Source organism: Arthrobacter sp. 9AX (assembly GCF_902506095.1).
Lineage (GTDB): Bacteria > Actinomycetota > Actinomycetes > Actinomycetales > Micrococcaceae > Arthrobacter.
Map to the genome: position 1 here is coordinate 2,323,765 of NZ_LR733293.1, position 14,145 is coordinate 2,337,909.

Consider the following 14,145-nt stretch of genomic DNA (forward strand, 5'->3'; position numbering starts at 1 on the left):
AACGCGGCCCATCGGGGCCCGGATAGCGACCTCGACATAGATTGGCTTATGCCTCGCATACGCTTTCCTCCCCGGATTTTCCCCCATCGCAGCATCATAGACGTCAGCGGGCGCCCCTCTGGCGTTGGACATGTCCCGGCTACTCGGCGCCCGGCCGCTTCCGTTGCTGTTTGGTTGCCGACCGCTGCTTTTTGGCATCGAGCCTGCGGCGGTTCGATCCGCGGGTGGGCTTGGTCGCCCTGCGGCCGGGACCCTCTGGAGCGAGTCCCGCTGCCACAACCTCGGCCAGCTTGGCCAGGGCGAGCTCCCGGTTGCGCAGCTGGGACCGCCATTCCGACGCCGTCACCGTGACCACCCCTGTGATGAGACGGGGCGCGAGCCTCATGAGAAGGCTCAACCGTTGACTGTTTGAAAGCGCCAACGAAGAGCTGACGTTCCACGAGAGTTCGACGCGGCTGTCCGAAGTGTTGACATGTTGACCGCCGGGACCGGACGAGCGCGAGAACCGCCAGCGGAGTTCCGCCCCGGGAATTGTCAGTTCGGGTGACACCTCCAGATCCATGCAACCAGCGTTGCATGGATCTGGAAGCTTCAAGAGGCGTTGACGGTTACGGTACGCGTCGCCAGGACCCTGCCTGTAACCCAGTGCAGGAAATCGATGGCGATCGTGTATGTTCCCTTGGCGGGCGGGCGCAACAGGAAATCAAACTTCTCCGCAGCGCCGGACTTGATGATGCTGGTGAGCAGCGGCTGTCCGGCCATCGAGGGCTGGATTGCCCGCCCGTCCGGGTCCGGGGTGTTCCAGAAAGGACGGCCATCATGGGCAATGAGTTCAGCAATGGCTACAGGCTGGTTCGCCTCGTTGAGGAAGCGCGTCCGGGTGGGGAAGTAGTCCACGTTCACCATCCGGACCAGCGTGGGCGCAATGTCCCCCTTCACGATGTCCCCCTTCCCGACGTCCTCTTTCACGACGTTGGCGCGCATCGAGCTGATCGTCCACACCCGGTCCCCACTGGGCCGGTTGACTACTGTGCCGCCGAGGAGAAGGAAATGTTTGGGCTCGAAGCGGTTGAGCCCTGCATCATCCCCGGACAGGCCAGCAGCATGATTAAGTTCGTGCCACCGCGGGTCGATGGAGTACGGGGCAATCAGTGTCTCCGTCGCGATGTCATACAGCGGACCCTGCACCGAGTGGCGGCGCATGCCAGGCTTGGGCGGAGGGTTACCGACGGGAGGGTCGATAATGATTGGCCCAAACATTCCCATTTGCACGTGCAGGGGGGTGTTGACGTGGCAGTGATAGAAATAGGTTCCCGCGGAGCCCCGGTTGGGGTTCCCGATCACGCCCACGTCTGTTCTCCATTGGTAGGTGTAGTGCCCGGAGACTTCGTATGAGGTGTGGCCCACGCCGTCGTTCCGCGGGTCGGGCTCAATCCCGTGCCAGTGTATGGTGTGGACCCTCTTGCTGGGTTTGATGGTGCCGTGGAACAGCTCGCCCTCCGTCAGCCGCAGCAAGGGTGCGGGAAGCCCACGCCCCGACTTGCCGCTCTCGAAGCTCCAGAATTCGATGTCAGGGCCGTTCGGAATCTTCAGCTTCTTATTGAAGAAGTCGAATTCCATGCTCCGGTCCGGACGTTGGAGGAACTCAGTCTCCGGGCTTCCCTCGTGGGGTTGATCCGAGGCGAACTCCACCTGGCTCCGGTATTGGCGGTGACCGTCCTCCACTGTCCCCGGCAGGCCGGACTCAGGGATAGCGTCTTCCGCGAGTACCCAGTCGGCGACGAGGCCGCCGGCGTAGAGCCCGCCCGCTGCCGTCTGGGAGGGCTCCGCATGGCAGTGCATCGGATACCGCCAGTCCGCTGCGCGGGCGTCCCATACTTCATCCACCACGTCCGGTGGACGCCGGACCGGAAGAAGTGATTCCTTCCGGTCCAGCGGTTCCAGCTGGACGGTGTCCTCCCAATGCTGGAGGATCACATCGCCCTCAGGACTGACCCTTCCGTTTTCGCGGGGAAGATCGTCACCGTTGGTCCGCACGGTCCAGACATGGTTGCCGTGGTAATGAAGCTGATGGTCCACGATGCCGGCGTTGAGCATCCTCATCAGGTGGCCGGTGCGGATGGCACCGTGCCGCGGCGACGCGCTGAAGTTGCGGACATCGGTTTCGCGCGGGAGGCCCGAGGGTAACGTGTCCTGCTCCCGCCGCTCGTTGAATTCTTCGTTGGTGGTGACCGCCAAGGACTGGAAGCCCGAGTATCCGTTGATGGTGAAGTACCGGGGCACGGCGGGCGTGGAGGCGGGCTTGACCTGTTGGCCGCGGGAAGCGATTCGGGCCCAGACCGGATCCACGTCGTGGCACAACCACAGCCATTGGCGCTCGAACTCGGTCCCTCCCGGGAAGAGTTGCCAGGCGCTGGCCGGGTCTATCACCACGAGCGCACCGTAGAGGCCGAGGGTCCGTTCCACGGGTTCGTTTCCCGGGTCGGAGAACAGGTAGGTTCCGGGCGGCGGTGCCTGGAACGTAAGGAGGTATGACGCTCCCGGAGCCACACTGCCTGTGGTTTGATCCTCGCCGGCCGGGCCGCCCAGATGGAACCGGAGTTCGTGCGGCTGGGCCAGGTGGTTGTGCACCATCAGCCGGATGGGGCTGCCTGTCTCGGCAATGAGGGTCCGGTCAGGGAAGTAGCTGGCCCAGTATCGTCTCCTTGCCAGGTACTGGCCGGGATTTTCCGGGTCTTCGTCCAGGGCTGCCGGCCTGCCGAACGGCGGCGGCGGGGCATCAAGCGGATAGGTCCGGCTCGGCACTACGTCTCCGGCCGCCGTGAAGACGTGAGGGCTCAGGAACAGCGATGGGTTCGCCTGCGAGACCGTGCCCGGGCGCTCGCCGAAGCCCCGGTGGTAGACCAAAGAGCCATCCACCATTGCTTTGTAACCTTCATTGATATGGACGTCCAGAATGTTCATGACCGGACCTCGTTCGTGGTTAGGGGCGGCAGCGCCAACCGGTAGTTCGTGTCCTGCTGCTCGTCTGAGTAGTCCAGCTCCATGTCCTGCTGATCACGAGGGGTGAGGTAGCTGATCAGAAAATGTTCCGAAGCGTTCGGTGCAACCAGGCCGGGACTGCGGTCGGAGTCCCGCGGGGTGATGGTGACAGCCGAAGAGCTGAGCCGCAGCCGAAGCTGACCCGGACTGAAAAGGACCGGCCGCGCCCCGGTGTTTTCAAGTTGCACTTCCAGCAGCACAACGATGGGCCACGTGCGGTTCACCGGTTCGGGCGACGACGGGTCCTCCAATGCCTCGTCATCATGACCGTGTGCGTCGAGCTCTTCGGTAGTACTGGCCCGCCGGAGCTGTCTGCCACCGCCCGGGCCGTCTCCGGTGTCGAGGCAGGAAGCGGCGGCTGCCAGGGACTTGAAAGCTGGTTGACCCGAAGCATCGAGCCGGGCGAGGCGTCCAGCCCGGACAACCGTCAGGGTTCCGGATGCCGTGGCGACACTCGTGGTGACATTCTCCGGACTTCGGCCGACTACACCGAAGGTGCCTCCGGCCAGCAGCAGGAAAGCCCCGCCGCTCAGCACCAGCCCAAACTGGCGCCGGCTTAGGCCTCGATCTTGGAACTGGTTTGGGTGGGAATCCATATCGCCTCCTATTTGGGTGAGGATGTGATTCATCCTGCTGACAGCCGCTTGCGGAAACCTCGGAAGCAATCACGCCGACGCGGAAGCGGGGTTGGGCGAGTTCAAGGCCTCAGCAGGCGTAAACAGTGGGAGCGGCTGATTTGCCATCTCCAAGTGCGGGCTCCGGGCCGGGGTGTCCCCAGCCGCCTGGCGCGGGCCCCACAAGTGGTGCAACCTCCCGTGCGCCACTTGGAAAATTCTTGGCAGGGAGGGCGAGGATCACGAGGTTCTTCCATGGCCCGCCGTTCGCATGGGCTCTTCAGCCGGCCTGAAGGTCTCCCACGGGCATGACCGGCAGATGGAGGAGCCGGCTGGGCTCCACGGACCGCGGTTCGCCGGGGATGGCCAGGACGGTAGACTTGGATGGGCCGTTCTGTCGGCCATTGCCGCCCACGCCCACCACAGATGCCGGGCTGCGGCTTATCCCTGCTGTGAAAGGCTTTACCTGCTGTGATTACTGTCCAAGATCTTGAACTGCGTGCCGGCGCCCGGCTGCTGATGGACCAGGTGAGCTTCCGCATCGACAAGGGAGACAAGATCGGCCTGGTGGGCCGCAACGGAGCCGGCAAGACCACCCTCACCCGTGTTCTCGCAGGCGAGGGGCTGCCCGCTGCCGGCAAGGTGACCCGCAGCGGCGAGATTGGCTACCTTCCGCAGGACCCGCGCACCCCGGACATGGAACAGTTGGCCCGTGACCGGATCCTGTCAGTCCGCGGCCTGGACATCGCCCTCGGCAAGCTCCGCGTGGCCCATGACGAGATGGCCAGCGACGACGCCGCGGTCCAGCGCAAGGCCATGAACCGGTATGACCGGCTTGAGTCCGAGTTCCTGGCGGCCGGCGGTTACGCCGCCGAGGCCGAAGCCGCTGCCATCTGCTCCAACCTGGCGCTGCCGGACCGCCTGTTGAACCAGCCCCTCAAGACCCTGTCCGGTGGCCAGCGCCGCCGTGTGGAGTTGGCCCGGATTCTGTACTCGGACGCCGAGACCATGCTCCTCGACGAGCCCACCAACCACCTGGACGCCGATTCCATCGCGTGGCTCCGTGACTTCCTGAAGAACCACCAGGGCGGGCTGATCGTCATCAGCCACGACACCGAACTGCTCGAAGCCACCGTCAACAAGGTCTTCCTGCTCGACGCCAACCGCGCGCAGATCGACTTCTACAACATGGACTGGAAGCGCTACCTTACCCAGCGTGAAACCGATGAGCGCGCCCGCAAGCGCGAACGTGCCAACGCCGAAAAGAAGGCGCAGGTCCTGATGGACCAGGCCAACAAAATGCGCGCTAAGGCCACCAAGGCAGTCGCCGCCCAGAACATGGCCAAGCGTGCCGAGCGCCTCCTCAGCGGACTGGAAGCTGTCCGCGAGCAGGACCGGGTGGCAGCGCTGCGTTTCCCGGATCCGTCACCCTGCGGCAAGACCCCGCTCACCGCCGAAGGCCTCAGCAAGTCCTACGGTTCGCTGGAGATCTTCACCGATGTGGACCTCGCCATCGACCGTGGCTCCAAGGTGGTCATCCTTGGCCTCAACGGCGCCGGCAAAACTACCCTGCTGCGGATGCTGGCAGGCGTGGACAAGCCCGACACCGGTGACGTTATTGCCGGGCACGGCCTCAAGGTGGGCTACTACGCCCAGGAACACGAAACGCTCGACGTCCAGAGCACCGTCCTGGAAAACATGCGTTCCTCTGCTCCCGACATGAAAGACGCGGAAGTGCGCGGCATCCTCGGGTCGTTCCTGTTCTCGGGCGACGACGTCGACAAGCCCGCCGGGGTCCTCTCGGGCGGGGAGAAGACACGCCTCGCACTGGCCACCATCGTGGCCTCCAGCGCCAACGTGCTGCTCCTCGACGAGCCCACCAACAACCTCGACCCCGCCAGCCGCGCCGAGATCCTGGGCGCGCTGAAAAACTACAGCGGCGCCGTCGTCCTGGTCAGCCACGACGAAGGGGCAGTGGAAGCACTCAACCCCGAGCGTGTTGTCCTGCTTCCGGACGGCGTCGAGGACCACTGGAACGAAGACTACCTGGACCTGATCACGCTGGCCTGAGCGCCCCCGGCGTCAACCCGGGCCCGTCCGGCGTCAGTCTTTCTGCAGTTCTTCGGCGAGCATCACGAGGATGCCGCTGGGACCGCGGAGATACGTGAGCTTGTAGACGTCGCCGTAGGTGGCCACGCCGCGCAGCGGATGGCAGCCGTGCTTCGCGGCGATCGCCAGGGCTTTGTCGATATCGTCCACCGAGAAGGCCACGCGGTGCATGCCGATGTCGTTGGGACGGGTTGGCTCCGACTCAATCGCTGCGGGGTGGAGGTATTCGAAGAGCTCCAGTTGACCATGGCCGTCCGGGGTCTGGAGCATTGCAATCTTCGCGTGGTTGCCATCAAGCCCTACAGCAGTGTCGGTCCATTCACCACTGACCGTGTCACGGCCGATGACCGTGAGCCCCAGGTCGGTGAAAAAGGCGATTGCTTCTTCAAGGTCGCGGACGGCGATACCGACGTTCTCAAGTTTGATGGCCATGCGTCGAAGCTACCAAGGCGGCACGATTAGCTCCAGTGCCCGTCCGGAACCTGCCTGCACCAGCTGCCCGAACTTCCGGGCGCAGGAGTGCCCTGGCGGGCTCTTGGCTCAGCGGACGTGAAGTTCCAGGGCCTCCGTGACGGTGCACAGCTCCTTGTAGGTAATGCTGAACATCGAGTGGTGGTCGCCCGCTCCGGCCCAGAGAAGGCCGTGTTCCCGGAGGCCCAGATCAAGGAGGGTCCTGATCTTTTCCGGGTGGCCCACCGGAGCCACTCCGCCGACTTTTTGGCCGGTGTGCTGCAGCACGAAGTCAGGGGAGGCCCGGCGGATCCTGCCTTCTCCCAACTTCCCGGCCACCAGCCTGGTGTCCACCCGGGCGGCACCGCTGGCGAGGATCAGCAGAGGCTCTCCGTTGAGGTCGAAGATCAGGCTGTTGGTGATGGCAGCGACATCGCAGTCCAGGGCCTCAGCTGCCGCGGCCGCCGTGGGGACGCCGGCCGGAAAGCTCCGCACGGTATCGTTCACCCCGTACCGGACCAGCGCGGCCCGCACCTGGGCGACAGGGTCGCCGTCGTACTCCATGCTCAGTACCCCTGCGCGTCCAGGAGCGCATCTTCCTCTTCTTCGGCCGTCGCCTTTCTGCGCTTCTTAGGCGCACGCGAACGACGGCGGGCTGCCGCGGCTGCCGAGTGCAGCACAGCTTCGGGGGACTCGTCGTCGTCCTCCGCGTCAATGGCGGCATTGCGTGCCTGCTGCCGTGCCGCGTAACCGAACCCGACGAACATCAGGACGCCGAACGCGAACCACTGCAGCGAATAGGAAAGGTGCGTGCCCTCCTCGGTGGACGGCTTCGGGAACGCCACGGGCATCTCCGCGGCCGGGGGAGTCTCGGAGGCGAGCTGCCCGTACGCGCCGGTGAGCAGCGGGTACCCCAGCTGGGCGGAATAGGCGGCCAGGTCAATGGAGGCGAGTTGGCCCTCCGGGGCACCGCGCTGAAGCTCAGGCTCGGCGTGCTTCAAACGCACGACGGCGGTCACCTCACCTGCCGGCGGTGCCGGCACGGAATCGGGGCTGCCGGGATTCTTGTTGCCGATGGGCAGCCATCCACGGTCGATGACCACAGTTTCGCCGGTGGCCAGCCGGAACGGGACAACCACTTCGTAGCCGGGCTGGCCGTTAAGGGGCCGGTTCCGGACGATGCGCTGCCCGTCCACAAGGTAGGAGCCCTTCAGCTCAACCTGCGTCCACTCCTTGCCGGGGTCAAGCTGACTGAACTCTTCCCGGACGTCGGCGAACGGGACGGGCGTGGCGGAGTAGTTGCTCACCACCCGGTTGATCTCGGCCAGTGTCTCGGCGCGGCGGTCCATCTGCCAGCGGCCCAGGAAAACGCAGGCGGTGGCGAAGATTGCGGCCAGCAGGAGATAACCCAGCCACTTGCTGGAAAAGAGGAAACGGTACATTCAGCTGTCCTGCTCCAAGGCGCCCGGCACCCGGCCATCCTCAAGCGGCACAGTTTCCTTCCACAGGCCACGGGTCTGAAGATAATCCTCCAGCCAGTCCCGGTGGTCTCCGCAGGCAAGCCAGATCTTGCGGCGCTCGGGCGCATGGATCTTGGGATTGTTCCACAGAAGCTGCCACGAGGCCTCGGAGCGGCACGCCTTGCGCGAGCACATCGCAGCAGATCCGCCCATCGCGGGATCGGTACCCGCGGCGAAGTCGAAAATACTCATGATGCCCTTCGCTCCTGCTCAGTTGGTGTTTCGTCGTCCTCGGTGATGACCTCGCCCTGCAAGACCTCATGGCCGTGTTCATCGTCCGGGGACGGAGCGGGCGGGCCCTCAATCTCTGCCAGCGGTGCGGAGTCAAGCAGGAAGTCGCTATGCCCCTCCGCTTTGTCGTTTCCGTTCGCAATGACCACCGCGATCCACGGCAGGAACACCGCGCCCGCCACGGCGATGATCTTGAACCAGCCGTCCACCACGAAGATCAGGATCAGGCAGACCATGCGGATTCCCATGGCCAGTGCGTACTTGATCATGCGCTGGCGCATATCCTCGGAATGCGCTCCAGCGGCTTCCGTGATGCTGTGGACTTCCGCATCGGCGGAGAACCGGCCGGGTTCTCCTGGCGCGGATTGTCCCGCATGGTTTTCAAGGGTCACGGTGATTGATCACGCTCCAATGGCTTGGGTCAATTCTCTCACCATCGGCAGTGGCGCCCAAACCCGGACGGGGGCGGGCGCTAAGATCGAAGTCAGCCAAATCACCCCTTCCTACCGCGGCCCACCGTGCCGCAGAAACCCGGAGCTTTTACATGACTGAAGCAGCTACCGCCCCCCGCAGCGTCCTGGTCACCGGCGGAAACCGCGGCATCGGGCTCGCGATTGCCGAAGCGTTCCTGGCCAACGGGGACAAGGTGGCCGTCACCTACCGCAGCGAAGCCAAGCTGCCGGAGGGCATCCTGGGTGTCAAAGCCGACGTCACTGACGAGGCCTCAGTGGATGCTGCCTTCAAGGAAGTCGAAGCTGCCCACGGTCCGGTGGAAGTCCTGGTGGCCAACGCCGGCATCACCAAGGACACCCTGCTGCTGCGCATGAGCGAAGACGACTTCACCTCGGTCATCGACACCAACCTCACCGGGGCGTTCCGGGTGATCAAGCGGGCCTCCAAGGGCATGATCCGCCTCCGTAAGGGCCGCGTGGTCCTCATCTCCTCCGTATCGGGGCTGTATGGTGCGCCGGGCCAGATCAACTACTCGGCGTCGAAGGCCGGCCTGGTGGGTATCGCCCGCTCCCTGACCCGCGAACTGGGCTCCCGCGGCATCACCGCCAACGTGGTGGCCCCCGGCTTCATCAATACGGACATGACCGCCGAACTCCCCGAGGCCACCCAGAAGGACTACCTGTCCAGCATCCCCGCAGGCCGTTTTGCGGAGGCCAGCGAAGTTGCCAACGTGGTCCGCTGGATTTCCAGCGATGAGGCCGCCTACATTTCAGGTGCCGTCATCCCCGTGGACGGCGGCCTGGGCATGGGCCACTGACCTTCCTGCACACTAGGGGCGCGGCGCTTCTTTGTGGAGGTCACACAAGCGAATCACCAACACGCGCTGGCATGATGGACAGCAGACCATCAGCGATTTAGACGTTTCGAACAAAGGGAGCTCATATGGGACTGCTCGACAACAAGGCCGCCATCGTCACCGGATCATCGCGCGGCATCGGCGCTGACGTCGCCAGGATCCTCGCCGGCCAGGGCGCAGGCGTGGTGGTCAACTACCGCCAGAAGGCACCTCGCGCCAACAAGGTGGTGCAGGGGATTGAGGCCGCCGGCGGCCGCGCCGTCGCCGTGGGCGCGGACCTCACCACCCAGGAAGGCGTGCAGGCCCTGGCCTCCGCCGCCATGGAAAACTTCGGATCACTGGACATCCTGGTGCTCAACGCTTCCGGTGGTATGGAAACCGGCATGGGCGAGGACTACGCCCTCAAGCTCAACCGCGACGCCCAGGTCAACATGCTCAACGCCGCCGTGCCGCTGATGAAGGAAGGCTCCCGCGTGGTGTTCGTCACCAGCCACCAGGCCCACTTCATCAACACGGTTCCCACCATGGAAGCCTACGAGCCCGTTGCCCGCAGCAAGCGCGCCGGTGAGGACGCCCTGCGGGCACTCATCCCCAACCTGGCCGAGAAGGGCATCTCCCTGGTGGTGGTGTCCGGCGACATGATCGAAGGCACGGTCACCGCGACCCTCCTGGACCGCTCCACTCCCGGTGCCATCGAGGCGCGCCGGGCCGAGGCAGGCAAGCTGTACTCGGTGGAGGAGTTCGCTGAGGTGGTGGCCAGCATGGTCACGGCCGACGTCGAATCCGGCCACACCGAGTACGCCGGCGGTGCCGACTACTTCGGCAAGGGCAGCCAGCCCGCTGGCTAGGCTCCACGCATAACGCCGAAAAGGGCCCGTACCGCAAGGAATTCCTGCGGACGCGGGCCTTTTTCGCGTAGTAGGGGGCTAGACCCCGGCGACGTAGCGGACGGCGTCCAAATAGGGCATGTTGACCGCGGCATCAGCCACGGCGCGCACGGCGGGCTTGGCATTGAAGGCGACGCCGATCCCCGCCGCACCGAGCATGTCAAGGTCGTTCGCGCCGTCGCCCACGGCAACGGTGTGCTCCAGGGCGATGCCTTCGGCGGCTGCCCACTCGCGCAGGTACTTCTCCTTCGCCGCGCGGTCCACCACCGCGCCAAGCACCTTGCCGGTCAGGGCGCCGTCCACAATCTCCAGCTCGTTCGCCTGCCAGTAGTCCAGTCCCAGCTCTGCGGCAATGGGCTGCAAAATCTGGTTGAATCCGCCGGACACCACGGCCACAACGTGACCTGCCGCCTTGAAGGCGGCCACAAGCTCCGCAGCCCCTTCGCTGAGTTTCACTTCCTGGCGGACGGAATCGACGACGTCGGCCGGCAGCCCCGCGAGGACCTGCACCCGGGCGTGGAGGCTCTGGGTGAAATCCAGTTCCCCGCGCATGGCGGCTTCGGTGACTGCGGCAACCTCCTCGCGCTTGCCGGCGTACGCGGCGAGGAGTTCAATGACCTCCTGCTGGATCAGGGTGGAGTCCACGTCCATGATCAGGAGCTTGCGCTCGGCCAAGCGGAGGCTGTTGGGAACCAGCGCAGTGTCAAAGCCTGCGGTGGAGGCCTCGGCAACGGCGCGGCGCAGACCGGCAAGGCCAGCTGCGGTGGCATCCGGAAGGTCAAGCTCAGCCACACTGACCTGGTACCGGCCGTCTCCAAGGTTCGATTCGGACAGCACCGCGGCGCCGTGCGCGGTGAGGACGGAACGCAGCTGCTCCAGCCCGGTAGGGGACACATTCAGGCCATAGCTGACCGCAGTCACGTTCGAAGTCATGCCTGCAATCTTAGCCAGCGGGGGAGCGGTCCCTTGAATTCATTGCGCCCGGTCCCGCACGGGCGCAATCCCCGTCGCGTACGGACATTTCAGCACCGCCGCACCGGTTATCAGTCGTCCCGTCTTTTGTCCTAGTGTCTACTCCTATGAGTGATGTTCTGGAACTGGACTCCGTCAGCGTTGTCCGCGGTAAAAAGACCCTGCTGGACAAAGTGGACTGGCAGGTCAATGAAGGCGAACGCTGGGTGATCCTCGGCCCCAACGGTGCCGGCAAGACCACACTCCTCCAAATCGCAGCCGCGCGGATGCACCCGAGCAGCGGCACTGCCGGCATCCTCGACGAGATCCTGGGCCGGGTGGACGTATTTGAACTGCGCCCCCGCATTGGGCTGTCCTCTGCCGCCCTCGCCACCCAGATCCCCGAGCACGAGAACGTCCTCAACGTGGTGGTCACCGCTGCCTACGGCGTCACCGGCCGCTGGCGCGAGGGCTACGAACGCGACGACGAACGGCGGGCTTTCCGCCTCCTCAACGACTGGGGAATGGGCCCCCTGCTGAACCGGACCTTCGCCACCCTGTCCGAGGGGGAGCGCAAACGCGTCCAGATCGCCCGCGCCCTGATGACAGATCCTGAGCTGCTGCTGCTGGATGAACCCGGCGCCGGCCTGGACCTGGGCGGCCGTGAGGAACTCGTCCACAAGCTCGGCGAACTCGCCCGCGACGAAGCCGCGCCGGCCATGGTCCTGGTGACCCACCACCTTGAAGAGGTTCCGCCGGGCTTCACGCACGCCATGCTCCTCCGCGACGGCGGCGTGGTGGCCGCCGGGCCCCTCACCGAGGTGCTGACATCCGAAAACCTCAGCGAGACTTTCGGACTTGACCTGGACATGACCGAGAACGCCGGCCGGTACACCGCCGTCGCCCGCCACTAAAGCGGCAGCACAGCACCTTGGATCTTCTCAGCAGCACCTTTGTGTCCATCGCCGGCCTGTGGGCGGGCATGATCAACGCCGTGGTGGGCTCCGGCACCCTGGTCACATTTCCTGTCCTCATCGCCCTGGGCATCACCCCGGTGGTGGCTTCCATGAGCAACGCCATGGGCCTGGTGGCGGGCGGTGCGGCCGGAGCCTTCGGTTACCGCCGGGAACTCAAAGGCCGCGGCCGCCAGCTGATGCGCCTGCTGCCGGCATCGCTCCTGGGCGGCATTTCCGGCGCCTGGCTGCTCCTGCACCTGCCCGAGAAGGTCTTCCACTACGTTGCTCCGGTGCTGCTGGTCCTGGCACTCCTGATGGTGGTGTTCCAGCCCCGGATGCAGGCGTGGGTCCGCAACCGCGAGGCGAATCCGGAGCACGCCGTCCGGGACAAACGGCACGCCATCCTGCTGGTGGTGCTGGTCTACCTTGCCGGTGTGTACGGCGGATACTTCGTGGCCGCGCAGGGCATCCTGCTGGTGGGCATCCTGGGAATCTTCCTCACCGGCACCATCCAGAACGCCAACGCCATGAAGAACATCCTGGTGCTGGGCGTGAACCTGGTGGCCGCCGTGTCCTACCTGCTCTTCGCGTTCGACCGGATCAACTGGCTTGTGGTGCTGCTGATTGCCATCAGCTCCAGCATCGGCGGGCTCCTGGGCGCCAAGGTGGGCCGCAGGCTCTCACCCACGGTGCTGCGGGGTGTGATCTTCGTCCTGGGGCTGGTGGCCCTCGGCTTCATGATCGCCAACCTGCTGAAATAATCACCCGGTGACAATCCATTATCTTGAGTCGGCCGCGGACCCCCGGGTGTCCGACTACACCCAGCTCACCGACGTGCACCTGCGAAAGCTCCGCGAGCCCGCCGAGGGTATGTACATTGCGGAATCCTCCCGGGTGCTGCGGCGCGCTCTCGCCGCGGGGCACCAGCCACGGTCCTTCTTCCTGGCGGAGAAGTGGCTGGAGGACCTCCAGGACATCATTGGCGCTTACCCCGATGTGCCCGCCTTCATCGGCAGCGCGGCCCTGCTTGAGGAGATCACCGGGTTCCACCTGCACCGTGGTGCCATGGCCGCCATGCAGCGTCCTGCACCCGTGCCGCTTCCGGAACTGCTGTCCGGCGCCCGCAGGGTGGCGGTCCTCGAGGACATCGTCGACCACACCAACGTTGGCGCCATCTTCCGGTCCGCGGCCGCCCTGGACATTGACGCCGTCCTGGTTTCACCCCGCTGCGGGGACCCGCTCTACCGCCGCAGCGTCCGGGTGAGCATGGGCACCGTCTTCCAGGTTCCGTGGGCCCGGCTCACCGGGTGGCCCCAGGACCTGCACCTGCTCAAGGACCACGGCTTCACAGTTGCCGCGCTGGAGCTGACCGACGATGCCCAGGACGTGGACAAAGTGGCCGCCGGGAACCCGGAAAGGCTTGCCCTGGTGCTTGGCACCGAGGGCGCCGGCATGAGCGCGGAGACACTCGCCGCCGTCGACCTCGCGGTCAAAATCCCCATGCGCAAGGGCGTGGACTCGCTGAACGTTGCCGCCGCGTCGGCCGTGGCGTTCTGGGAGCTGCGCCCCCGCGATTAGGCTGCCGGGCCGCGCTGCCCCGGCCGGCCCCAGCCGTTCGCCGGCACCCCGGACATCCGGTATGCTTGTTTGCTGGCCGTCCTGCGCTTTTCGGCGCGGAACGCGGCCATCCCATTCATACCTGGCAGCTGGCAAAATCCAGTTGCGCGAACAAAGGTCCCATTATGAAGTCTGAGATCCACCCGAAGTACGAAGCTGTTGTATTCAACGACCTGGCTTCCGGCGTCAAGTTCCTGACCAAGTCCACCGTTTCTTCCTCGAAGACCATCGAGTGGGAAGACGGCAACACCTACCCGGTCATCGACGTCGAAATCTCCTCCGAGTCCCACCCGTTCTACACGGGCAAGCAGCGCATCATGGACTCCGCAGGCCGCGTCGAGCGCTTCAACGCTCGCTTCAAGGGCTTCGGCGGCAAGAAGTAATTCACTTCTCCCCAAAGCTTTTCAGGAAGGCCGCACCGGCAACGGTGCGGCCTTTCGCGTTAATGCCTCAGCTTTC

16 protein-coding genes are annotated in these 14,145 nt (G+C 65.1%); 7 read left to right on the forward strand and 9 right to left on the reverse strand.

Features of this window, described 5'->3' with window-relative positions; all coding sequences use genetic code 11:
* Nucleotides 1-139: 139 nt before the first annotated feature.
* The 3 genes from arfB to BACI348_RS10635 are packed head-to-tail and all read right to left on the reverse strand — an operon-like array spanning nt 140 to nt 3,638.
* Entirely contained in the window at nt 140-562 is a 423-nt protein-coding gene (arfB, locus tag BACI348_RS10625; RefSeq protein WP_159825616.1) for an alternative ribosome rescue aminoacyl-tRNA hydrolase ArfB, read from the reverse strand.
* A 29-nt stretch (nt 563-591) separates the two neighbouring features.
* A complete protein-coding gene (locus BACI348_RS10630; RefSeq protein ID WP_159825618.1) occupies nt 592-2,964 on the reverse strand; it encodes a multicopper oxidase domain-containing protein in 2,373 nt (790 codons plus the stop codon).
* Entirely contained in the window at nt 2,961-3,638 is a 678-nt protein-coding gene (locus BACI348_RS10635; protein WP_159825620.1) for a hypothetical protein, read from the reverse strand. Before BACI348_RS10635 ends, BACI348_RS10630 begins: the two co-directional genes overlap by 4 nt.
* 489 nt (nt 3,639-4,127) lie before the next feature.
* Here BACI348_RS10635 and BACI348_RS10640 point away from each other — a divergent pair, with 489 nt between their 5' ends.
* Nucleotides 4,128-5,726, forward strand: coding sequence for an ABC-F family ATP-binding cassette domain-containing protein (locus BACI348_RS10640; protein WP_159825622.1), 1,599 nt, complete (start codon nt 4,128-4,130; stop codon nt 5,724-5,726).
* A 33-nt stretch (nt 5,727-5,759) separates the two neighbouring features.
* Here BACI348_RS10640 and BACI348_RS10645 read toward each other — a convergent pair whose 3' ends face one another.
* The 5 genes from BACI348_RS10645 to BACI348_RS10665 form a co-directional block, all read right to left on the reverse strand.
* Nucleotides 5,760-6,197 carry a VOC family protein gene (locus tag BACI348_RS10645; RefSeq protein WP_159825624.1) on the reverse strand — a complete coding sequence of 146 codons (438 nt, stop codon included), beginning with the start codon at nt 6,195-6,197 and terminating at the stop codon, nt 5,760-5,762.
* Nucleotides 6,198-6,305: 108 nt separating this feature from the next.
* Nucleotides 6,306-6,779 (reverse strand): YbaK/EbsC family protein, encoded by a 474-nt coding sequence (locus BACI348_RS10650; RefSeq protein WP_159825626.1) that lies wholly within the window; start codon nt 6,777-6,779, stop codon nt 6,306-6,308.
* Nucleotides 6,780-6,781: 2 nt separating this feature from the next.
* Nucleotides 6,782-7,657, reverse strand: a complete 876-nt coding sequence (locus BACI348_RS10655) for an SURF1 family cytochrome oxidase biogenesis protein (protein ID WP_159825628.1) — start codon at nt 7,655-7,657, stop codon at nt 6,782-6,784.
* Complete coding sequence (locus BACI348_RS10660; protein ID WP_159825630.1) at nt 7,658-7,927, reverse strand: hypothetical protein; 270 nt, start codon at nt 7,925-7,927, stop codon at nt 7,658-7,660.
* Entirely contained in the window at nt 7,924-8,358 is a 435-nt protein-coding gene (locus BACI348_RS10665) for a DUF3099 domain-containing protein (protein WP_159825632.1), read from the reverse strand. The genes BACI348_RS10660 and BACI348_RS10665 overlap by 4 nt, the downstream gene beginning before the upstream one ends.
* Nucleotides 8,359-8,510: 152 nt before the next feature.
* On the opposite strand from BACI348_RS10665, the gene BACI348_RS10670 reads away from it, so the two are divergent.
* A complete protein-coding gene (locus tag BACI348_RS10670) occupies nt 8,511-9,236 on the forward strand; it encodes a beta-ketoacyl-ACP reductase (RefSeq protein ID WP_159825634.1) in 726 nt (241 codons plus the stop codon).
* 125 nt (nt 9,237-9,361) lie between these two features.
* Entirely contained in the window at nt 9,362-10,123 is a 762-nt protein-coding gene (locus tag BACI348_RS10675; protein WP_159825636.1) for an SDR family oxidoreductase, read from the forward strand.
* A 78-nt stretch (nt 10,124-10,201) separates the two neighbouring features.
* Here the strand turns inward: BACI348_RS10675 and serB are convergent, their stop codons facing one another.
* The gene (gene serB / locus BACI348_RS10680; RefSeq protein ID WP_159825638.1) at nt 10,202-11,095 is read right to left on the reverse strand and encodes a phosphoserine phosphatase SerB; all 894 of its coding nucleotides are present in this window, start codon (nt 11,093-11,095) and stop codon (nt 10,202-10,204) included.
* Nucleotides 11,096-11,241: 146 nt separating this feature from the next.
* On the opposite strand from serB, the gene BACI348_RS10685 reads away from it, so the two are divergent.
* From BACI348_RS10685 to BACI348_RS10700, 4 genes are all read left to right on the forward strand, one after another.
* On the forward strand, nt 11,242-12,027 hold the full coding sequence (locus BACI348_RS10685) for an ABC transporter ATP-binding protein (protein WP_159825640.1): 786 nt from the start codon (nt 11,242-11,244) through the stop codon (nt 12,025-12,027).
* Nucleotides 12,028-12,044: 17 nt separating this feature from the next.
* Nucleotides 12,045-12,830, forward strand: a complete 786-nt coding sequence (locus tag BACI348_RS10690; RefSeq protein WP_159825642.1) for a sulfite exporter TauE/SafE family protein — start codon at nt 12,045-12,047, stop codon at nt 12,828-12,830.
* A 7-nt stretch (nt 12,831-12,837) separates the two neighbouring features.
* The gene (locus BACI348_RS10695; protein WP_159825644.1) at nt 12,838-13,647 is read left to right on the forward strand and encodes a TrmH family RNA methyltransferase; all 810 of its coding nucleotides are present in this window, start codon (nt 12,838-12,840) and stop codon (nt 13,645-13,647) included.
* Nucleotides 13,648-13,811: 164 nt separating this feature from the next.
* Nucleotides 13,812-14,069 carry a type B 50S ribosomal protein L31 gene (locus BACI348_RS10700; RefSeq protein ID WP_159825646.1) on the forward strand — a complete coding sequence of 86 codons (258 nt, stop codon included), beginning with the start codon at nt 13,812-13,814 and terminating at the stop codon, nt 14,067-14,069.
* The last annotated feature ends 76 nt before the right edge of the window (nt 14,070-14,145 follow it).

Excerpts from the sequence above, each read along its gene's own strand:
- BACI348_RS10670 (WP_159825634.1), top strand. The coding sequence starts at position 8,511 with ATGACTGAAGCAGCTACCGCCCCCCGCAGCGTCCTGGTCACCGGCGGA.
- BACI348_RS10700 (WP_159825646.1), top strand. The coding sequence starts at position 13,812 with ATGAAGTCTGAGATCCACCCGAAGTACGAAGCTGTTGTATTCAACGAC.
- BACI348_RS10660 (WP_159825630.1), bottom strand. The coding sequence starts at position 7,927 with ATGAGTATTTTCGACTTCGCCGCGGGTACCGATCCCGCGATGGGCGGA.
- BACI348_RS10655 (WP_159825628.1), bottom strand. The coding sequence starts at position 7,657 with ATGTACCGTTTCCTCTTTTCCAGCAAGTGGCTGGGTTATCTCCTGCTG.
- BACI348_RS10630 (WP_159825618.1), bottom strand. The coding sequence starts at position 2,964 with ATGAACATTCTGGACGTCCATATCAATGAAGGTTACAAAGCAATGGTG.
- arfB (WP_159825616.1), bottom strand. The coding sequence starts at position 562 with ATGGATCTGGAGGTGTCACCCGAACTGACAATTCCCGGGGCGGAACTC.
- BACI348_RS10645 (WP_159825624.1), bottom strand. The coding sequence starts at position 6,197 with ATGGCCATCAAACTTGAGAACGTCGGTATCGCCGTCCGCGACCTTGAA.
- BACI348_RS10635 (WP_159825620.1), bottom strand. The coding sequence starts at position 3,638 with ATGGATTCCCACCCAAACCAGTTCCAAGATCGAGGCCTAAGCCGGCGC.
- serB (WP_159825638.1), bottom strand. The coding sequence starts at position 11,095 with ATGACTTCGAACGTGACTGCGGTCAGCTATGGCCTGAATGTGTCCCCT.
- BACI348_RS10650 (WP_159825626.1), bottom strand. The coding sequence starts at position 6,779 with ATGGAGTACGACGGCGACCCTGTCGCCCAGGTGCGGGCCGCGCTGGTC.
- BACI348_RS10685 (WP_159825640.1), top strand. The coding sequence starts at position 11,242 with ATGAGTGATGTTCTGGAACTGGACTCCGTCAGCGTTGTCCGCGGTAAA.
- BACI348_RS10675 (WP_159825636.1), top strand. The coding sequence starts at position 9,362 with ATGGGACTGCTCGACAACAAGGCCGCCATCGTCACCGGATCATCGCGC.